The sequence below is a fragment of the Candidatus Nitrospira neomarina genome, from assembly GCF_032051675.1.
Taxonomy (GTDB): Bacteria; Nitrospirota; Nitrospiria; order Nitrospirales; family UBA8639; genus Nitrospira_E; species Nitrospira_E neomarina.
This window is the reverse complement of record NZ_CP116968.1, coordinates 4,415,153-4,435,285: the sequence shown is the minus strand read 5'-3', so window position 1 is coordinate 4,435,285 and position 20,133 is coordinate 4,415,153. Positions and strand designations below refer to the sequence as shown.

14 protein-coding genes are annotated in these 20,133 nt (G+C 51.5%); 4 read left to right on the top strand and 10 right to left on the bottom strand.

All coding sequences use genetic code 11. The annotated features are described in order from the left end of the window. The first annotated feature begins 622 nt into the window (after nucleotides 1-622). On the top strand, nucleotides 623-1,828 hold the full coding sequence (locus tag PQG83_RS19235) for a glycosyltransferase family 4 protein (RefSeq protein ID WP_312744489.1): 1,206 nt from the start codon (nucleotides 623-625) through the stop codon (nucleotides 1,826-1,828). On the opposite strand, the gene PQG83_RS19230 is transcribed toward PQG83_RS19235, so the two are convergent. Next, entirely contained in the window at nucleotides 1,825-2,925 is a 1,101-nt protein-coding gene (locus tag PQG83_RS19230; protein ID WP_312744486.1) for a Gfo/Idh/MocA family protein, read from the bottom strand. The two genes, PQG83_RS19235 and PQG83_RS19230, sit on opposite strands and share 4 nt — an antisense overlap. A 145-nt stretch (nucleotides 2,926-3,070) precedes the next feature. Between PQG83_RS19230 and PQG83_RS19225 the strand changes: the two genes are divergently transcribed. Further along, nucleotides 3,071-4,597 (top strand): alkaline phosphatase family protein, encoded by a 1,527-nt coding sequence (locus tag PQG83_RS19225; RefSeq protein WP_312744484.1) that lies wholly within the window; start codon nucleotides 3,071-3,073, stop codon nucleotides 4,595-4,597. Nucleotides 4,598-4,806: 209 nt separating this feature from the next. Here PQG83_RS19225 and PQG83_RS19220 read toward each other — a convergent pair whose 3' ends face one another. Beyond that, on the bottom strand, nucleotides 4,807-7,122 hold the full coding sequence (locus PQG83_RS19220; RefSeq protein ID WP_312744481.1) for a 6-phosphofructokinase: 2,316 nt from the start codon (nucleotides 7,120-7,122) through the stop codon (nucleotides 4,807-4,809). Nucleotides 7,123-7,830: 708 nt separating this feature from the next. Here PQG83_RS19220 and pyk point away from each other — a divergent pair. After that, nucleotides 7,831-9,231: a pyruvate kinase gene (pyk, locus tag PQG83_RS19215; protein WP_312744479.1), complete on the top strand. Its 1,401-nt coding sequence runs from the start codon at nucleotides 7,831-7,833 to the stop codon at nucleotides 9,229-9,231. A gap of 425 nt (nucleotides 9,232-9,656) precedes the next feature. Here the strand turns inward: pyk and coaBC are convergent, their stop codons facing one another. From coaBC to PQG83_RS19175, 8 genes are all read right to left on the bottom strand, one after another. Beyond that, nucleotides 9,657-10,895 (bottom strand): bifunctional phosphopantothenoylcysteine decarboxylase/phosphopantothenate--cysteine ligase CoaBC, encoded by a 1,239-nt coding sequence (coaBC, locus tag PQG83_RS19210; protein ID WP_312744476.1) that lies wholly within the window; start codon nucleotides 10,893-10,895, stop codon nucleotides 9,657-9,659. Nucleotides 10,896-10,925: 30 nt separating this feature from the next. Then, nucleotides 10,926-11,294 (bottom strand): DNA-directed RNA polymerase subunit omega, encoded by a 369-nt coding sequence (gene rpoZ / locus PQG83_RS19205; protein ID WP_312744473.1) that lies wholly within the window; start codon nucleotides 11,292-11,294, stop codon nucleotides 10,926-10,928. A 78-nt stretch (nucleotides 11,295-11,372) separates the two neighbouring features. Continuing rightward, the gene (gmk, locus tag PQG83_RS19200) at nucleotides 11,373-12,011 is read right to left on the bottom strand and encodes a guanylate kinase (RefSeq protein WP_312744470.1); all 639 of its coding nucleotides are present in this window, start codon (nucleotides 12,009-12,011) and stop codon (nucleotides 11,373-11,375) included. Continuing rightward, entirely contained in the window at nucleotides 12,008-12,886 is an 879-nt protein-coding gene (locus tag PQG83_RS19195; RefSeq protein ID WP_312744467.1) for a YicC/YloC family endoribonuclease, read from the bottom strand. Before PQG83_RS19195 ends, gmk begins: the two co-directional genes overlap by 4 nt. Further along, on the bottom strand, nucleotides 12,883-13,566 hold the full coding sequence (gene nth, locus PQG83_RS19190; protein ID WP_312744464.1) for an endonuclease III: 684 nt from the start codon (nucleotides 13,564-13,566) through the stop codon (nucleotides 12,883-12,885). The genes PQG83_RS19195 and nth overlap by 4 nt, the downstream gene beginning before the upstream one ends. 17 nt (nucleotides 13,567-13,583) lie before the next feature. Then, nucleotides 13,584-15,233: a GTPase HflX gene (gene hflX, locus PQG83_RS19185; protein ID WP_312744462.1), complete on the bottom strand. Its 1,650-nt coding sequence runs from the start codon at nucleotides 15,231-15,233 to the stop codon at nucleotides 13,584-13,586. Nucleotides 15,234-15,317: 84 nt separating this feature from the next. Beyond that, nucleotides 15,318-16,358 (bottom strand): tRNA (adenosine(37)-N6)-threonylcarbamoyltransferase complex transferase subunit TsaD, encoded by a 1,041-nt coding sequence (gene tsaD / locus PQG83_RS19180; protein WP_312744460.1) that lies wholly within the window; start codon nucleotides 16,356-16,358, stop codon nucleotides 15,318-15,320. A 107-nt stretch (nucleotides 16,359-16,465) separates the two neighbouring features. Next, nucleotides 16,466-18,895 (bottom strand): ATP-dependent Clp protease ATP-binding subunit, encoded by a 2,430-nt coding sequence (locus PQG83_RS19175; RefSeq protein ID WP_312744458.1) that lies wholly within the window; start codon nucleotides 18,893-18,895, stop codon nucleotides 16,466-16,468. Nucleotides 18,896-19,221: 326 nt separating this feature from the next. On the opposite strand from PQG83_RS19175, the gene PQG83_RS19170 reads away from it, so the two are divergent. Continuing rightward, nucleotides 19,222-20,076, top strand: coding sequence for an NAD(+)/NADH kinase (locus tag PQG83_RS19170; RefSeq protein ID WP_312744456.1), 855 nt, complete (start codon nucleotides 19,222-19,224; stop codon nucleotides 20,074-20,076). Nucleotides 20,077-20,133 lie beyond the last annotated feature (57 nt).

Here is a 20,133-nt window from a genome sequence, read left to right as displayed (position 1 = left end):
AGTCTATGGGATTTCACGTTACCAAAACCTGAATTCCCTGGCCATGACTTCAATAAAAAAGCCAAATGGGACTTTTTCTGGAATCACAGTAACGGATTGGTTGAGGATTGAAGGGTGGACGGAAACTGACGTTGTGGCTCCATTCCCAAACACCACTTGTAGGAAAAACCCTGTTGTAGAATTTGTTCGCATAGGCCCGAGTTGAGGAGACCGAGAGGCCGAGTGGGTTCAAGAGTCAATTTGAGTTGACTTTCCAGCGCCGGCCAGTAAGCTGACTATTGAACCATCCATGAGTACTGAATATTGTATGGTGAAGATGCACCTCACTTGCTCATACCAGAAGGAAGTCGGTCAACGGAAGGGTCTGAGTAGATCAAGAACTTCTGGTGCCATCGCCTCGGGGTTTCCCATGCCATCCTGACCCGTACGAGGAATTTCCTTGATAGACACGAATGGAAACGAGAATCCAAAACGCAAGACACCTGCTATTTCCAATTCCCACACGGGCTCTTTGGATTCGCCGGCGGTGTCCTGAAGCTTTGTGCGCGATAGTGGTGGTAGCCGGGCTGCCGGCCTCTCATAGAATTTGATTATCCACAGAGAATAGGTTCTCACTCAGGATATGAAGATTCTGTTGATTAGCGATTACAGCGTACCGAGAGGCGGGAACGAAATCGTCACGCTGGCACTGCGAGACGGTTTGCGGGCACGTGGCCACGACGCACGCCTATTTTCTAGCCGCGCGCATATCAATGGAGGCAGCGATCTGCCCAACTACCACTGTTTTGGGACCGCCTCTTCCTTGCGCGCGGCGCTTTGGTGCGGCAACCCATCTGCCTACTTCAGTCTGCGTCGCGCATTGGCAGAATTTAAACCCGACGTTGTGCATGTGCGATTATTTCTTTCTCAATTGTCGCCATTAATTCTGCCGTTGTTGCGCGACATTCCTGCCATCTATCACGACGGGTGGTACCGAACCGTTTGTCCGATTGGATCAAGGGTCTTGCCCGATGGGAAGGGATGCAATGAACCTGCCGGCTACGTCTGCTATCAAAACGGTTGTGTGCCCCTCGTTGCCTGGCCGCTCCTGATGACACAACTTCGCCTGTGGCGCTACTGGCAAGGCGTATTTGATGTGGTCGTGGCGAACAGCCGATCAGTCGCCAGATGGCTGGAAATATCCGGCACCACCCCCGTTGAGGTGATCCACAACGGCGTAGTGGCACGTAAACGGCGCCCTCCGTTAGAGGATCCGCCGACCATCGTGTTCTCGGGTCGCTTGGCGCACGAGAAGGGAGTCGATATCCTGCTCGATGCGTTCAAGCTCGTCATTCAGTCTCTGCCACAGACGCAGCTCCTCATTGCCGGGGAGGGACCGGAGAGTGGGCGATTGCGGGAGATCGCAAAACAGCTTGACGCGAAAATCGACTTTCTCGGACACCAGCCACGCGAGACAATCGAACGCCGTTTCGATGCCGCCTGGGTACAAGTCGTACCCTCGCGCGGCGCGGAGGCCTTCGGAAACGCAGCGGCTGAAGCGATGATGCGAGGCACAGCGGTCGTCGTAAGCGGAAGCGGCGGCTTCACTGAGTATGTGAAGCATGAACAGACAGGACTCCTCGTGCCTCCCGAGGACCCTGCAACCCTCGGCATGGCGCTACTAAAAATTGTCAGCAATCGGGATTACGCCGAATCTCTCGGACTCGCCGCCCGTCGCTTCGCGCTCAAGGCATTCGACCAGAGCATATTTCTCGATCGTTTCGTGGCCATCTATGAACAGCTGACCAGGAACCGCCTCACAACATCGAAAACCAGTCCCCGCCATTAATATTTGATGACGTTCCCGTTTCCGTTCTCCAGGACTGGTGCAATCGCATCGGCACAATCGGCAATGCAAACCGGACGGCGTCCACTGGCCGACTGTGTCACCGCAAGGGCCACCCGGGTTGCCTCCCGACCATCGGCAAAACTTGCACCTGCCGGCTTTCCGTTTTCAATAGCGTTCAGAAAGCCAATCCACTGATCGCGGTACGCGTGAGCATAATACCCCCCCAGAGGAATCGCACGTGCCGCACGGAGCAATCGACCAGGTACCGACCGGGCTTTCGGCCATATTTTTTTTAGCCCCTTGTATCCCGTCGGATCAAAGACCAGCCCGTCTCGGGCATATCCAGAGATCCGCAACCGGCCGGCGGACCCATAGATGTCAATCTCCAGATTATCAACCGTGCCCTGGCAAAAACCCGCAGTCGCCACAATGCCATTCCGCAGTCGCGCGGTCACCACCGCGGTGACATCATCGTGTTCGGCGGAGCGGCTCATGACGTGTACCTCATCAACCTCACTCCCGGTAAGGAAACGCCAGAGGTCATAGTAGTGAACGCCCGATTCGATGAGAACGCCACCGCCTGCCTGTCTGCGTGTACGCCAGACTGGCAGCTTCGCACGCCAGCGAATACCACTGGTAAACACCGTGCGGAGCAATTCGACCGTGCCAAGCCGGCCATCGGCGATCCACTTATGCGCCTCACGAACCAGTCGATGCCAACGAAGGTGAAACCCGACCGAGGTCATGACGGGCGAGGATTCAGCCGCTTGCACCAAACGGGCGCATTGCTCCAGCGAGAGGGCCATCGGCTTCTCCATGAACACGTGCTTGTTGGCTGCCATGGCTGCCAGCCCGATGACTTCGTGCAGTTCCGGTGGAACGCAGATGGCCACCGCATCGACAGTTGGATCGTGTAATAGATCCCGGTAATCGTGGTATCGGGCGGGAATGGCGTAACGATCGGCGACTGCAGTAAGGGCTTCGCGCGTTGTGCCGGCGATAGCGGTCACCCGGGCCTCCGGCAGACCTCTCAGTGCGGGAAGGTGAAGCCGTGACGCAACTCCAGAGTACCCGATCATACCTATCCCGATAGACATTATACTTTCCTGTCGAGATCGTCCGTTATTCTCAATCCTCGACTGACGACCCTCGCGTTAGTATTTTTGGGATTGCTGCTGTTATCATCAGTGATTGCTTCAATATGATTATTCTATCCCTCTTGGGATCTATGGGGCGTTACGCATGAACCAGCAACGTGCACACGGACCACTCGTCGTCCTCGCATTGGACGCCGGCGATGCCGCCTTGATCGAGCAATGGGCTGATGAGGGACATTTGCCAACTATTAAGGGATTGCTTGACCGTGGGGTGCAAAGCCGACTCACTGGCCCCGAGCTTGTCAGTGAAAACGGGATCTGGGTCTCCTTGTTTTCCGGCCTGTCGCGGGCCCAACACGGATACTACTATTGGCGTCCGCTCAAACCGGGCACCTATGAGCTGGAACTCTCCAACCAGCGGGTCGACAGCGCTGTGCCTTTCTGGGGACACTTGCGCCATACCGCAATGCGGGTTGCCGTCGTCGATGTGCCCGAAACGCATTGTACAGCAGGAGTGCCGGGCGTACAGGTCGCCAACTGGGCACCACACAACGCACGCTTTGCGGGGTATTCGGTCCCGGCATCGCTGTTCGCTGATCTGAAGACCAGATTCGGATCGCCCCTCGGTGTGGAAGAACAAGTCGGAAGCACGTTCGATGAGGATGTACAGATCTACAAGGGCCTGTTGAAGCAGATCGAACAGAAAGCGGCTATCTGTCATCATCTGCTGTCCCGCGATCGATTGGATCTGGTTGTCCTCGGGTTTCACGAATCACACATTGCCGGTCATCAATTCTGGAAGTATTCCGATCGATCCAGCATGCCTGTGAACAGTGGAGGTCGGCTGACGCATGCCACGCGCGATGTCTATCAAGCAATCGACAGGGTATTCGGTGCCCTGCTTGAACAATTGCCCAAGAATAGCACGGCTGTCGTCGTGTCGAACATGGGGTTACAGGAGGACTACCCCAACCTTGAATTGACGCAGGCTTTCTGCCGCCAACTCGGCTACCACCGGATGCAGCAGCATTCGAACTCCTGGCCCGCAATTCCTCGACTCGCCCGGCGCCTAATACCGCAATCCTGGCAACAAGCCATCAGCTCCATGCTGCCGGACGCCTTTCATGGCCGAATGCTGTCCCGGGAATGGCTCGGGGGTACTGACTGGTCAGCAACGACTGTGTTCCCGATCCCGGCTTATTTTCTCGGATTCCTGCGCGTCAATCTTCGCGGTCGGGAGCCGCAGGGCGTTGTCGAGCCTGGCCCGGAGTATCGACAACTGTTGGAGCGAATCGAAGCGGACCTGAAGCGTCTGATCGATCCGGAAACCGGCAGGCCTGCAATCGGGTATATTGCCCGCACAGTCGATCACTACAATACCGCGCCGCATGAATCCCTGCCGGATATTTTCTTCGACTGGGCACCCACACCCTACCCCAAACGGCGCATCGAGCATCCACGCGCGATCCTTGAACAGAAAGACATGTTTTTTAATAGGGACACGCGACACAACCTCTGTGGATTTTTCGCAGCCGCTGGACCAGGCATTTCCCCCCAGGGACGGGTTCTCAAGTTGTCCGTGCTTGATGTCGCACCGACCTGTCTGCGCCTGATGGGCCAGATGGTTCCCGAGTCCATGCAGGGCACCGTTGCGTCGGACATACTCGCCTAGGTGCCTGCCGCCTTCCAGCGTAGAATAACAGAGTCAGCACACTCGCCATGAAGTTGATCCTTTCATCAATGGCAGTAGGAGCGCTCCATAATCGGTGGTCGTCCGCACCGGTACATCAGACGAGCTCCAGGCCATTGGTGATATCAACTTCCGTCGAAACGAGCTTTCACATCCCAAAGACGAATTCTCAGACAGAACAATCCCTTTCGCTACACCAATTCAGTTCCGTGCATGCGGGCGAACAGTTCCCAATCAAAGGGCTTGGGTGCCACGGCATGCAGAGGAATGGGCTGAATGGTTCCGGGATCGCGGTAGGCTAACATGCAGCCGATGACCTGATCCGGTTGTTCGATCAACCGCCGGATGGCCTCATAGGCAAAAAGTTGGGCCATGGTTTTGTCCACGGGAGTGGGAAAAGCTCCTCGCAGGGTATGGCCAAGAATGGTGGCCTTGGTCGCCACCGACAGGGGGTAGTGGCCGGACCGGGTTTGCAGATGCGTCCATTGAGAAATCCTACTGCCGAAATAATCCACCAGGCCATGGACCCCGCCTTCAGGATGATACTGGTGCGGGGTGCGTTCGGCCACGATAATAATATGGCTTTTATTCCGGACGCCCAACGTCTGTTTCAGTGTGCCCAGAACCACCTCCTCGATATAGGCATTCGGATCAGGATGTTCATTGACCAACAAGCCTTCAGCTCGTGCCTGGTAGGCACACATAAGCGCCAGGTGCCCGGATCCTGCCCCCATGACCTCCACAAAAAACACACTGCCCATGGCCGCGCTGGTTGCTTTCAGCGACTCGATGGATTGGTTGGCCAAGGCGACAGCCGATTGGACACCCAGTGAGGTGGTCCCGGCGATATTGTCGTCGATCGAACCGGGAATCCCCACGACCTGGATGCCGAACCGTTCATAGATGGCGCGAGCCCCACGCATACTTCCGTCCCCTCCCATCACGATGAGCGCCCCATCCTTCATATATGGCTTGAGATGATGAATGGCGGCCAGTTGGACCTCCTCATCTTTAAAATCTTCAAACCGGCTGCTGCCAATCGGGCTGCTGGCATGGTTGCTCATGCCACGTGTGTCCTGTTCCGTCACCAACTCAATCCAATTATTGGCCAACCCCAGAAATCCGTGTTGAACGAAATAGACTTCCAGACCTAATCGATTCCCGGTCACACGGAGTTCCTTCAATGCCGCACCGGCTCCGGCAAAATCTCCACCTGAGACCAGTGCGACAATTCGCCGAATTTGCCGTGGCTTGAGCGCCACCTTCTCCCGGCGGCTCTGTTCCACGGTCATCCAGGCCTCGCGGACGGCCTTTTCCCGTTCTGAAAGACCCACGGCCGTGGAGTAGCCCGACAATTGCCCATGCTCATAGGTGAGGAGGACGACGTTGTCCTGTCCTTCCTTATAGGCTCCAAATTCGGAAAAGGCTTCACTGAACGGCCGTGGATCGAGAAATATTAAGAGCGCCCGTAGCGTTGAGCTGTGCGTATATAAACACAACACTTTTCCCTGATGACTCTGGCCTAATTGATGGAACCCATCGACCAACTCCACATACAGTTCAAAGAAGGAGTGGCCTCCCGGATAACTGTACAGCGGATGCTTAATCAGACGCTGGGCCGTTTTCGTGTCGACCCCAAAGGCCTTGGCGGCTTCTTCAATTTCAATCGTTTTCTCAATACCGGTAGCCCATCCAAAGTCTTGTGATTCCAATGCCCATTCCGTGATGGGCTCGGTGGTCCCGGCTGTCTCGGGAGACAGGACGGAGACGACCCGTTCAAAAAGCTGTCGGGTATTGGGGCTTTGACTCACCATATGGACAAATGATTTCGCATCCAGGTAGTTATCGAGCTGAAGGAAATCCAGTTGCTTTCCGACCAGGCCCAAGGTCCGGACCAGGGCGGTTCCGATGGCATCAGCCTTGGGAATTCCCCGCTCGGCATCAAGAACATTCTTCAACCGTCGCCCCACACGAAACTTTTTACTATCCATCTGAGAGACGCCGTGCCGCATCGTGAAAAACAGTGTGCGGGCACTTAAATCTCTCGGCATCAACCAATAGCGGTCATCCCCGATATCAAGGACAATCCGACCCTCAGCCAGATTGGGCGTCATATGCTCGCGCGGAACGATCGCCACGGGTCGACGTCGTATGGGTTTATTCGTGGCCCCGATAGGGGCCCGAAATAACGGAGAAAGCTCGCCCTGAGCGAGCAGTTGATTCCAGGCCGCGAAAAACATCAACTCATCTCCACCGCAGGCCTGCTGAATTAGCGCCTGTCTTGCCCCTCTGTAGGCCGCCGCATTGGCAAACCCTTTTTGGGCATCCCGGACAAACAGTCGTAGGGCGGCCATGGCCTCTAACACCCGTTGCGGACGATCTTCCATGGGAGGTAACGGGGGATGAGGCCCTGCTCCCTCTACCGGCGGTCGCCTCGCAATGACCTCACCATAGATGAGCAGCCCATTAATTGTGACAAATTCCAGAGTCTCGGCTTCCGTTTTCATCTATGCACCTCTTCCAATCCTTCAGCTATTCTTGATTTCATATTCATCTTGTCCCATCATCATAATAATATCCCACCTGATCGACAACACAAGTCCTCGACATAACCGTCTGATGTCACCTGCCGATACGATCATTCTATGGGTCTGTTGAAAAAAGCCGCCAGCGGCGTTCTCGCCATTTTTCCGTGCTCACGTACCACGAGTACGCTCCGCGCGCATAAAACGGCTGCGGCCTTGCTGGACGGACTTTTTTGAACCGACCCGGAGCCTTTAATGAGTAATCTAATCCTGGGCAAATTTGCCCGTGAACATCTTTATTATTCAACACTCCCTCTATGCATATCGGTTCTCACGGTTGGTGGAAAAGGCCCCCTTGCGTCACTCACCAGGTAAGGAGAACCCACCCCGACCGACCCTGGTCAGTGCTCGACCCTGCTAGAGTTTGACGCTAAAGTGGGCTACACTTCATGAGAACCCACAGGGAGGTGGGATATCGTCTGCGCCAAAACAGCATTCCAGCAACACGCATACCCTCAATCCTATGAATCTCAAACAGGAGTTGGGTGCCTCCCCATCTCCTTGGACGCCTGCGTCTGATGCCGCGCTCACAGTAGGCAGAAGTGCCATAGAATGTGGCTGACGAATATTGGAAGGTGATGAGATCGTTTGCACAATTGACGCGTATTAAAAACTGATAGGGAACCATTCATGCAAAAGACCAAAATTATCTGCACGATCGGACCGGTGACCGAATCGTACGAGATGTTACGCAAAATGTATGACGCCGGCATGAACATCGTGCGATTGAATATGTCCCATGGGACCCACGAATCCCATGCCAAAGTGATCAAACACATTAAGACCCTCAATACCAAGGTTCCCTTTCCTATTCCGATTCTTCTGGATACCCAAGGCCCTGAAATCCGGACAGGAGATTTATCGATTGATCTCAATCTCCAGGAAGGCACGATCGTCTCGATTTCTGCACGGGGGCCGATGGATGTGGAAGAAAGCTCCATTCACATCAACTATGCCGATTTAATGGAGTCCGTGAATGTCGGCGATAAGATTACCGTGGATAATGGGTTGATCAATTTTGAGGTCCTTGAAAAACAGGATCGCCTCATGCAGTGCCGGGTCATTGATGGGGGGGTTTTAAAAAGCAAACGCCATGTCAATTTACCGGGAATCCGGGTCAATCTCCCGGCGATTACGCAAAAGGACGAAAAGGATATTGCCTTTGGTTTAGCCGCCGATGTGGATTACATTGCGCTGTCCTTTGTTCGGGAAGCGAAGGATATCCAACAATTGAAACAGTTGATGGGGCCCAAAGTGGGGAGGGTGAAAATTATTGCCAAGATTGAAGATCAGGAAGGGGTTCGTAATCTGGAGGATATTATCCGGGAATCGGATGGCATCATGGTGGCTCGCGGAGATTTAGGGGCAGAAATCAACCTGGAGGATCTGCCGAATGTGCAGCGCAGAATTGTGCGACTCTGCGCGGAATCCGGCAAGCGCGTGATTGTGGCAACCCATCTCCTGGAATCGATGATCCATAATCCCATCCCTACGCGTGCCGAGGTCACTGACGTGGCGAATGCCATTTATGAGGAGGTCGACGGGGTGATGTTATCGGGAGAAACCACGGTCGGAAAATATCCGCTGAAATGCATCGAGTATCTGCGAAAAATCTCCCTCAAAACCGAAGCCATTCCAGGTTTGCAGTTTGCGAAACAGTTAAAGCTGACGACCGACAAACAACAACTCGCCACCGCTGCCGTCCAGCTCGCAGAAGGACTACGCGCCAAAGGGATTGTCGTGATCACCCGACGAGGTATCATGGCGGATCTGGTCTCGAATTGTCGTCCATTTTCCACAAACATTTATGCTTTCACAAACGGGAGTCAATCCCGTCGAACGATGACGCTCAATCGAGGGGTCTATCCCTTTCGGATCGACTTTAGTTCAGACCCGGAGAAAACGTTACAAACCGCATTTCGGATATTAAAAACCCGTGAACATTTTCAAATAGGAGACAAAGTCGTGATTATCTCAGACGTGTTGGCTCAAGAGCGGGTCGATGGGATTCAAATCCGAGCCATTCCCTAAAGCAGGCCATTTACTCAGCCCAGCCACCCGTCAGGAATTTCGATTCAGATGGGGCCCTTCCCTGACATTTTCCTGTTGGGAAGGCTTCAAAGAAAAGCCGATACTTTTTTCTGAACCGGGCCGGGGGAAATGAGCTAGATTCTTCGGATAGCCAGAAGAATCATGGCAATAAGCCAGGCGAAAAAGACGATATTAATGAAAAATCCTTCCATCCTATTTTTATCGGCTGATCAGCTCCTAAAGTTAAGTTTTTTCTTGTTCTCTGAGATTCCTGTTTCATTTTTCACTCACTCTCCCAATTTTAGCCATAAAATCCATTAGGACCTTTGACCATTCACCACACAAGCACGAGTCCTTTGGATTTGGAGACGTTGTTCCATCTCAATGGAAAAGGGTGAGGAGACACCCCATCAGGTGAGCACAAACTATGACGTCGGTGAAGACAGGGTCTTCTGCCTGAAAGGCTGAACCGGAAGGGATACGATACGATCTAGGAGTAAATCCGCAAGCTGTCGTTTTGGCATTCGCGGGATGTGATGCGGGGCGGCAGCCGGTGTGAGCACATACACCTCATTGGTATCGTTTCCAAAAGCAGACTGCTCGCCACCGACGTGATTGACAATCAGCATATCCAGATGTTTGCCGGTAAGCTTGGTCTGCCCATGGTCAATTAGATGATCGGTTTCAGCCGCAAAGCCAATCAGGCGTTGATGTGTACGCTGGGCGGAGAGTGCCATTAAAATATCCGGGGTCCGTTCCAAATCCAATCCTTCGCCCTGCCATTGGTCTTTTTTTACCTTCTGTACCTGCGCCTGTTTGGGGCGAAAATCTCCCACGGCAGCGGTCATCAAGAGCGTGGTTGCCCATTCAAATCGGGCCGTGAGCGCCTGTAACATGTCTTCTGCGGTGACTACCGGAATCACGGTTACGTTCTTCGGAGCCATTAACTGGGTGGGACCCGTCACTAAGACGACCTGGGCCCCACGTGCAACGGCTGCCTCGGCCAAGGCAAACCCCATTTTGCCTGATGACCCGTTACTGATAAATCGCACGGGGTCAATGGGTTCCTGGGTAGGTCCTGCCGATATCAAGACACGCTCCGCTTGCCAATCAGTTCGGCGACGCAACAGGTCAACCGCAGTCGACATGATGCTTTCCTCCGCAGCTAAACGCCCCTGTCCCCATTCTCCGGAGGCCAAGGCCCCGACTTCCGGCTCCACCAGGACGACCCCTCGATGACGGAGGGTCTGAGCATGGGCTTGGACCGCCGGATGGGCCCACATTTCTCCATCCATCGCCGGACAAATCATCACCGGACATTGAACGGTGAGCGAAAGGGTTCCAAGCAAATTGTCGGCTAAGCCCAGAGCCAATTTGGCTAACGTGTTCGCAGTACAGGGAGCCACGACCAACAAATCGGCTTGTTCCGTTAAGGACAGGTGCTTCATGTCCTGATGGCCCGCAAAAACATCACTTGCCACCGGATTCTGTGACAGCACTTCAAATGTCAGGGGGGCAATAAACCGGATGGCTGAATCCGTCATGACCACATGCACGCTGGCACCGGCTTGCGTCAACAGACGTAGGAGTCCGACCGCCTTATAGGCCGCAATACTTCCCGTCACTCCCAGAATAATCCGCTTGCCTGCTAACCCGGTACTCATCTTCTGCATTCTTTCGCCAAATGCTTTTAACTATCCTTCTTCAGGTTCGACCACCGTGCCAAGATGTTGAGCCGTGTCATCAATATACACACTCAATTCTTTTTTGATCTCTTGCGCGTTTTCATCCGGCTGTGCGTAAAGAGCCGGATCAATGGGACGTTCATTCGCGCGTTTGGCATTTTTAATGGCCTCTTTAGCGTCCTGGCCAATTAAATACGGAACCTGCCCGTTGAGCACTTCTTCCAGGGCTCTTGAGGTGTCTTTCGAAAATTTACTGGCTCCATACGGCTCTCCACCCCGAACCAATTGTTTGGCCCGTTGGGCGGCAATCAGCACAATCCGATACCGCGAATCAAATTCTTTTTGGTGATGTTGGGGTAGTAACGATAATGCTTCCATTGAATATCCTCTTTCCTTTCTGTGAAAAACACACGTACCTGGTGAATTCTACACAAATCCATCCCATCAATGCAGCAATTACCGGAACACATGCGCGGCATCGATATGGGTGGTTCGGACACGTTCAGCCATAATGACGGATTGGAGTTCCTCGATGGCCTGTTCCAAGGTTTCATTACGAATCGTATATTGGTATTCCGAATAGCTCCGCATCTCATCCTGGGATTTCTGAAACCGCCGCTCCTGCTCGTCCGTTGTATCCGTCGCTCGTTCGACCAGACGGGTCCGAAGCACCTCTAATGAGGGAGGCAGGATAAACACGGTCACGGCTTTTTGAAGCGTTTTCATAACCTGCCGCGCACCCTGGACATCGATATCCAACAAGATATCCGTGTTCGATCCAGACTCCTGCTCCAACTCCTTCCATGGTGTTCCGTATAATCGTCCATAGACTTCAGCATATTCAGCAAACGCGTGCTCGGAAATTTTTGTGTGAAACTCCGTTTCTGAAATAAACTTGTACTCCTTGCCATCCGTCTCGCCTGACCGTGGCTTCCGCGTGGTGTACGAAACCGAAAGGCGAATGTCGGGAATCGTCTTCAAAATATGCCGGCAGAGCGTTGACTTCCCCACTCCAGAAGGACCTGATACGACAAATAACAATTTTTTTCCCGTGACTCCCACCGCTCCTCCGACGTTATGACATAGATTGATCATTCAATATTTTGGACCTGTTCACGGATTTTTTCTAATTCACTCTTTAACTCCACAACCTGCCCGGAGATCTCGGAGTCGCTCGCCTTTGATCCAATGGTATTGACTTCCCTTCCCATTTCTTGGAGAAGAAAATCAAGCCGCTTGCCCACCGGGCCTTTGGATTTGAGTGTGGAACGAAATTGTGTCACATGGCTTTGCAACCGTGTTAATTCTTCCGTCACATCTGATCGTTCCGCCAACATGGCTATTTCTTGAGCAATTCGATCATCGTTTACCCGCTCCCCCTCTAATAACTTGGCGACACGAGCTTTCAAACGATCCGCGGACACCTGCAGTGCCATAGGAATACGTTGCTGAACCACATGAAGCCGGTCCTCGACAGCCTGAACACGCTGCAAAAGATCTTTTTGTAAGGCGGAACCTTCTTGCTTGCGCATTTTCTCTAAATCGGTCAAGGCACGCTGGACTAACCCCTCAACGACCTTCGGGACATCCTTGATCACCAGGGGCTCCTCACTGGTGGAAAATAGATCCCGAAACCCTGCCACCACATTCACATCCACCGTTCCACTCAGCTTGAATTCCCGTTGCAATTCCCGCAACCCTTGAATATACCGCTTCGCCATGGCGCGATCTAACCGGACAATCTTCGTAGCTCCAGACCCTCCACCATTCATAGTCACGGTCAATTCAATGCGACCACGTTCGCAGGTACGCTTGACTTGCTCTTTCAGTTCCAACTCCATATGAGACAGAGACTTGGGCAGACGCACCATCAGCTCGCAAAACCGATGATTCACAGATCGCACTTCTACCCCCACCATGGTTCCCTGATATAGGGATTCTCGTTTTCCAAAACCGGTCATACTTTTCATGTTGGCTTTCGTTTTCCTTCCCATCCACAGTCTGAATCAAGCACACAATGAGCACACTTTGGCGTTCTGGCCAAACACACATATCGCCCATGAAGCAGGAGGCGTTGAGCCCCGTTCGTCCATTTGGATTTGGGTAAGAGGCGTTGAAGATCCTCTTCAATTTTGGCCGGGTCCTGGCTTCTCGTCAATCCGAGGCGATTGGCCACCCGCTTTACATGAGTATCTACCACAATGGCAGGCTCTCCCACAGAACTCCCCAAAATAACATTGGCTGTTTTTCGTCCAACGCCGGGCAGGGATGTTAAGTCCTTCATCGTTCCAGGCACCATTCCGTGAAAACGCTGCACCAGAGTTTGGCCACACCCAATGAGATGACGCGCTTTATTTTTATAAAATCCCGTTGTCCGAATGAGCGCTTCCAATTCGGCTGGATCCGCACTGGCATAATCCTGTGCCGTGCGAAAGCGGGCAAACAGGATTGGGGTCACCTGGTTGACTCTCTGGTCTGTGCATTGGGCCGAAAGAATTGTGGCCACTAACAACTCAAGTCGGTTGGAGGAATCTAACTCTACTCTCACGTCAGGAACGGATTGATCCAAGGCGGCAAGGATCCGACGTACCCGCTTCTTCGCTTCTACAGGCGATTCTATCGGAGATCTTGCTGTTCTGAGACGACTCATCGGTGACGCAAGACCCCTCAGGGAAAGGTCTCGGCTGGAGCCGGAAGGGTATAGAGGGGCATCTCCTGACACTTCCCCGTCCTGCCATCTTCTGCCTGAAGGCCACGAAGCAGGGAAGTGAGTTCCTCCTGAATCATAAGAAGGGACGCCTCTTGTAACGCCGATCCCCCCATTCCTCCATATCGCTGACAGAGGAGTTGCACATCCTCTTCCGCCATCAGATCGGCTTTATTAAAAAAACGCAGGCATGGAATGTTTTCAAGCCCCAATTCCTTCAATATATTGTCTACCGCAATAATGTGCTGCCCAGGATCGAGAACATGGGCATCTATCACGTGGAGCAACACATCGGCCTCTTGTAATTCCAGCAAGGTGGTCTGAAATGCCGCCATGAGGTCTTTTGGCAGATCCCGGATGAATCCTACGGTATCAGTCAGAATGACGTCGCCTAGTCCAGGTAAATACCAGCGGCGATTGACCGTATCAAGTGTCTCAAATACACGATCCTTTACAGAGACTTGGCTCTTTGTCAACGCATTTAACAAAGTCGATTTCCCCACATTGGTATAGCCAATAATGGAAATGATCGGAAGTCCTCGCTTCATGCGCATTTTTCGTTGTTCCTGACGACCATGTGCCATTGACTCCAAGTCGCGCTCCAATCGTTGAATGCGCTCGCGGGCTCGACGTCGATCCGTTTCCAACTTGGTTTCTCCAGGCCCTCGCGTGCCAATTCCCCCCGCTAACCGGGAAAGAGCCGTACTGGATTGGGCAAGTCGTGGTAGCAGATACCGCAGCTGAGCGAGTTCAACTTGAATTTTTCCAATGGAGGAATGGGCCCGCTGTGCAAAAATATCGAGAATCACTTGTGATCGGTCCAAGACCCGCAGATCCGTGATTTCCGAAATTCCCCGTACCTGAGCCGGGGTTAAATCTTGGTCAAAAATCAAGGTATCGGCACCGGATTGGAGCGCTCGAATCGCCAACTCTTTCATCTTTCCCGAACCCACGACAAACTTTGGATGGATCGCTCCCAACCGTTGAGTGATACACCCTAAAACTTCCACGTTCTGGGCACGTACCAATTCTTGTAATTCCTGGAGACGACCTTCTTCCGAAGCGGCATTCCCTGTGCTGACACTAACCAGGAGCGCCCTGCCCTCCCGAACACCTTCTCGTAACCCTGGATTCGAGCGAACAATTTCTTGCTCCAATGATTGAATAAATTGCTGACAATCCAACTGAAACGCGTGAAAGGCACAAGGCGGTAACTCCACCGTGGTTCGTCCCTTGATGGGGTTCGAAAGAATGTGCGCCACATAAACATCCCGAAGGGTCCCATCTTTTCCCACACCCAGCGCCATAATTAAATCCAATCGAAGAAGAGCCAGATCGGTCAGATCATCCTGGGTCAGAGGTTGATTATTGAGGTGGGTATGGACCAAACGAACCCCTCGCAATAACCGAAGGCCTGACCGGGTCCGCGAAAGATGGGGAATAACCAATTCGTGATGGTCACCGATTAAAACCGATTCAATTTGGCCTTGTCGATTGACCAAAAGCCCGATTTGCCGTCTCGTCTCATAGGTGAGTTCGGCACATTCCCGAGCCACCTCCGAGGTTACGACTTTTTCTGGAGGGATCCGTCGACGATAGAGACGCTCCATTCGGCTAATGTGATTAGCCTTTAACCCATGAAGATTACCGAGAACAACAGGAATGATTCTTCTCCTTTAGCGATATCATCTGAGTCATTGAGAAGGAAGTCCAGCCATGGCAGACTCATCGTATTTACATTGCAACGTAGAAATCGCATCCACATCCCATGTGGCCCTCTCCTTGCGCTTGAGTTTTTCCAACCCCGCAGCTGCAATCATGGCACCATTGTCTGTGCAGAGCGCGCGTGGAGGTAGAGTCACATGCAGCCCCAAGGTGCGAGCTCGCTCCTCGAGCCTCAGGCGAAGACGGGAGTTTGCAGCCACTCCTCCCACAACAGAGATCGCTTTCACATCATATTGACGGGCAGCGCGACAAAGTTTCTCCACCAACACATCCACAATCGCTTCCTGGTAACTGGCCGCGATATCAGCAACGGGCAATGGAGAGTTCCCCTTTTGTTGTTCATCCCGAACAAAATATCGAAGTGCAGTTTTCAGCCCACTGAAACTGAAATTGAAGTTGTGGCTTTGAAGAGTTGGTCTGGGGAATGATACATATTGTGCATTCCCCTGTTGGGCAAGCCGGTCTATTGCCGGACCACCCGGATAAGGAAGCCCTAGCATTTTGGCGCCTTTATCGAACGCTTCTCCCGCTGCATCATCCATCGTCCATCCAATGAATTGATATTCTCCACGATGAGGAACCAATGCCAAATGCGTGTGCCCACCGGATGCAATCAAGACCATGGCCGGAGTTGGGAAATTTGGATTCGATAACCATGCGGACGCCAAATGCCCCTCCAAATGATTCACTGTCACCAAGGGAATTTTGGTGGCAAACGCCAGAGCTTTGGCAAAATTTACTCCAACGAGTAAGGCCCCTACCAATCCTGGACGATTGGTGACCGCTATTCCCGTTAATTGGGAAAGAGAAACATTAGCCAGACCCAAGGCTTCCCGTGTCAGAAGTTCCAGACACTCCATATGACGACGCGAAGCCAATTCCGGGACAACTCCGCCGTAACGGGCATGCACCTCAACCTGAGAATCCAAAATATTTGAAAGGATGTGACCTTCGCCATCCAACACAGCCACGGCCGTTTCATCACATGAAGTTTCAATTCCTAAAATCACTTAAGAGTCCTTTTCAGCACCAAAATTCATTTGGCAAAAAACAACAAAACCCCCAGGACGGGCGGTCCTGAGGGTTTCATCTAGGATTTGACCATCCCTATATCCAATCAAACACTCGCTAACACCTCTTCTTCAATGAAATTAGGAGTCTGATCGGTCAGGACAACCTTAATCTTTTTGGCATCCTTGAACCGCCCCTTAATCAGTTCTTCAGAAAGAGGATCTCCCAGTCGTCGTTGAATAGTTCGGCGAAGGGGACGGGCACCGTATTGTTGTTCAAACCCTTCGTCAATCAACCACTGCTTCACCTCGTCCGTTACATCTAAATATACTCCTCTTTCCACAAGACGACCATTAAGTTCTCCAATAAGAATATCAACGATACTCACCAAGTGTTCTTTCGTGAGTTGGTGGAAGACAACTAATTCATCGATACGATTTAAGAATTCAGGACTGAAATGACGCTTTAACTCGGCAAGGACTTCACCTCGCATACGTGAAGAATGCTCAGCCTCTACATCACGCTGGAACCCAAGGGATACACCCTTCTGAATGAATCGAGTCCCCAAATTTGAGGTCATCACCAAAATGGTATTTTTAAAGTCCACCTTCCGACCCAAACTATCCGTCAATACTCCATCATCAAGTACCTGCAACAACACATTAAAAATATCCGGATGGGCCTTTTCAATTTCATCAAATAATACTACTGAATAAGGACGACGCCTAACTTTCTCCGTCAATTGCCCACCTTCCTCATACCCCACATAGCCAGGAGGGGCTCCAAACAGCCGTGAACTGGTAAATTTCTCCTGGTACTCTGACATGTCTACTCGGATTAACGCATCGTCAGTATTGAACAAGAATTCTGCTAATGCACGAGCCAACTCCGTCTTACCAACCCCAGTCGGTCCAAGGAAAATAAATGACCCAATGGGTTTTTTAGCATCTTTCAAACCAGCACGCGACCGACGAATGGACCGACAGACCGCAGAAATAGCTTCTTCCTGTCCGATAATACGCTTGTGAAGATAATCCTCCATATGCAGCAGTTTTTCAGATTCTTCTTCTTCAAGTTTAAACAGGGGAATACCTGTCATTTTTGAAATGACGTAGGCGACATCCTCACCGGAGATAACCGGTTTGTTTTTTTCTTGCTTTTTCTTCCAATCACGCTTGGAATCATCTAATAATTTTCGGAATCGTTCTTCCTCTTCTCGAAATTTCACGGCTTCTTCAAAATTCTGGAGCCCGATTGCCACTTCTTTTTCCCGAGCGACTCGTTTGAGTTCCTGTTCCAGGGACTTCAACTCAGGAGGGAGGGCATACGTTAGTAACTTTGCTCGCGAACCGGTTTCATCAATTAGATCAATAGCCTTATCAGGCAAAAATCTGTCGGTGATATACCGTTCACTCAGCTTCACCGCCTCTTCAACCGCCTCATCCGTAATTTCAACTCCATGATGTTCTTCGTATCGATCACGAAGCCCCTGAATGATTTGTACAGTCTCTTCTACTGAAGGAGGCTGAACATAAATGGGCTGAAACCGCCGCTTAAGTGCCCCATCTTTTTCAATATGTTTTCGATATTCATCCAGGGTCGTTGCACCAATGCATTGAATTTCCCCACGAGACAAAGCCGGCTTTAACATATTCGCAGCATCAATGGACCCTTCAGCAGCACCTGCACCGACTAGCGTGTGAAGTTCATCAATAAAGAGAATGATATTCCCGGCTTGGGAAATTTCTTTCATCACCACTTTGAGACGTTCCTCAAATTGGCCCCGATATTTGGTACCTGCCACCAAGGAGCCAAGATCCAAGGCAATGACCCTACGATTCAATAAATTGTCTGGAACATCCAGGCCAATGATCCGCTGAGCCAGACCTTCCACAATTGCTGTTTTCCCCACTCCGGACTCACCGATTAACGCCGGGTTATTTTTCGTTCGTCGGCTGAGAATTTGAAGAACCCTTTGAATCTCATCTGATCGTCCAATAACAGGGTCCAGCGTTCCCTCCTGAGCCAATTGCGTCAAATCCCTACCAAATTCATCCAACGCAGGTGTGCTACTTTTTTTATCTCGCTCTCTTGTTCCTGATTTTCGAAGAAATGTAACGGTCAATTGACGGGCCGTTAAAAGATTGGCCCCTAAACTACGAAGGACTTTCCCGCCTATGCCTTCTTCCTCACGGAGGAGGCCAAGGAGTAGATGTTCACTTCCAATATGGTTATGACCCAGCAGTCTGGCCTCTTCAACACCATACTCAATAACTTTTTTGACTCTGGGACTGAATGGGATTTCACCGAAGGTGACCGTTGTCCCACCTCCAGGCAAATTCCGTTCTATTTCGAGGCGGATTTGTTCGGGCGAGAGGCCCATTTTTTTGATGATCATCAAGGCTATGCCGTCTGACTCTCGAAGAATTGCGAGAACCAAATGCTCGGTACCCAGATAATCGTTTTGGTGCCGTTCCGCTTCTTCTCTGGCAAGGATGATGATTTTTCTACCACGATCCGTGAATCGTTCGAACATTGGACCTCCTCTAGCCGATTATTCGCGAAACTTTTCGCTCACACATTCGTCTATTATCGTCTATTATCCACAAAGAAATTCGATAAAAATTCACAATTTCAGTCTATCCGTGATCCCTCAAAACTGTCAAGTCAGAAGCTAGAGATGAGAGACCCCAGCCATAGGAATAATGAATTAGTCTACCAATCAAAACATGCTAAGAAAAGCCTCCTGTCACACATGGATGAAATGGCCGACCCAATTATCAAAAAACTCCTCTCTTGCTATCAGATCCACGAAGACACTACCATCCTGACGCCTGGCAACACCACGCCCTATCTAAGCTCATGTCTACCTTTCAGACCATTGGGATCATTACCAAACCTAACGCCCCTAACATTCTGAAGGAGATTTCCTATCTCCGTGATTGGTTGGTGGCACATCACAAAACCGTCATTATTGATTCTACTCAAGGATTTCCTACTTCGGATAGTCCCACACGTATTCAGATTGCCCGGAAAGCCGACCTCCTTATTGTATTGGGTGGCGATGGCACGATGTTAAGCGGAGCACGGCTTGTTGAACAACGAGGGATTCCCATCCTGGGAGTCAATATGGGAGGTCTGGGTTTCCTCACTGAAATTAATTTCGACGATCTCCCCACCGCCTTAGAAAAAGTATTCGCAGGGGAATGGCAACTGGATAAACGCTTGATGCTAAAAGTCCAGCTACAACGCGGTGACCAAATTCTCTGCACCTACTCAGCCTTAAACGACGTGGTAATAAGTAAAGGCCATTTAGCGAGAATGATCGCCACTAAAATATGGGTAAACCACGCATTTATGACAAACTTGCGTGGTGATGGACTGATCATCGCTACCCCGACGGGATCGACCGCTTATTCCCTTTCGGCAAAAGGTCCAATTTTAGATCCACGGCTGGAAGTATTGCTGATCAATCCAATTTGCCCGCACACCTTTTCCCACCGTCCCTTCCTCGCCCCTGGTGATGTGCCGATTACCATTGAACTGAGAAGTCAGGAACCAGCCATGGCGACCATAGATGGTCAAGTGGGAGTGGAAATGTTAACTGGTGATCTTGTGCAAGTGCGAGCCTCAGACCACCGCACGCATCTTATTCGTTTTCCAGAGCGAAGCTACTTTGAGGTATTACGTACAAAATTAAAGTGGGGGGATGGGTGAATCCGGCCTTCAACATTCTCTACAACCAACACGACTAATTTTATTGACTATCCCATT

What these genes read in the sequence shown, in the direction of transcription:
- PQG83_RS19235 (WP_312744489.1), top strand. Translation starts at nt 623, where the DNA reads ATGAAGATTCTGTTGATTAGCGATTACAGCGTACCGAGAGGCGGGAAC.
- PQG83_RS19230 (WP_312744486.1), bottom strand. Translation starts at nt 2,925, where the DNA reads ATGTCTATCGGGATAGGTATGATCGGGTACTCTGGAGTTGCGTCACGG.
- PQG83_RS19225 (WP_312744484.1), top strand. Translation starts at nt 3,071, where the DNA reads ATGAACCAGCAACGTGCACACGGACCACTCGTCGTCCTCGCATTGGAC.
- PQG83_RS19220 (WP_312744481.1), bottom strand. Translation starts at nt 7,122, where the DNA reads ATGAAAACGGAAGCCGAGACTCTGGAATTTGTCACAATTAATGGGCTG.
- pyk (WP_312744479.1), top strand. Translation starts at nt 7,831, where the DNA reads ATGCAAAAGACCAAAATTATCTGCACGATCGGACCGGTGACCGAATCG.
- coaBC (WP_312744476.1), bottom strand. Translation starts at nt 10,895, where the DNA reads ATGAGTACCGGGTTAGCAGGCAAGCGGATTATTCTGGGAGTGACGGGA.
- rpoZ (WP_312744473.1), bottom strand. Translation starts at nt 11,294, where the DNA reads ATGGAAGCATTATCGTTACTACCCCAACATCACCAAAAAGAATTTGAT.
- gmk (WP_312744470.1), bottom strand. Translation starts at nt 12,011, where the DNA reads ATGATCAATCTATGTCATAACGTCGGAGGAGCGGTGGGAGTCACGGGA.
- PQG83_RS19195 (WP_312744467.1), bottom strand. Translation starts at nt 12,886, where the DNA reads ATGAAAAGTATGACCGGTTTTGGAAAACGAGAATCCCTATATCAGGGA.
- nth (WP_312744464.1), bottom strand. Translation starts at nt 13,566, where the DNA reads ATGAGTCGTCTCAGAACAGCAAGATCTCCGATAGAATCGCCTGTAGAA.
- hflX (WP_312744462.1), bottom strand. Translation starts at nt 15,233, where the DNA reads ATGGAGCGTCTCTATCGTCGACGGATCCCTCCAGAAAAAGTCGTAACC.
- PQG83_RS19175 (WP_312744458.1), bottom strand. Translation starts at nt 18,895, where the DNA reads ATGTTCGAACGATTCACGGATCGTGGTAGAAAAATCATCATCCTTGCC.
- PQG83_RS19170 (WP_312744456.1), top strand. Translation starts at nt 19,222, where the DNA reads ATGTCTACCTTTCAGACCATTGGGATCATTACCAAACCTAACGCCCCT.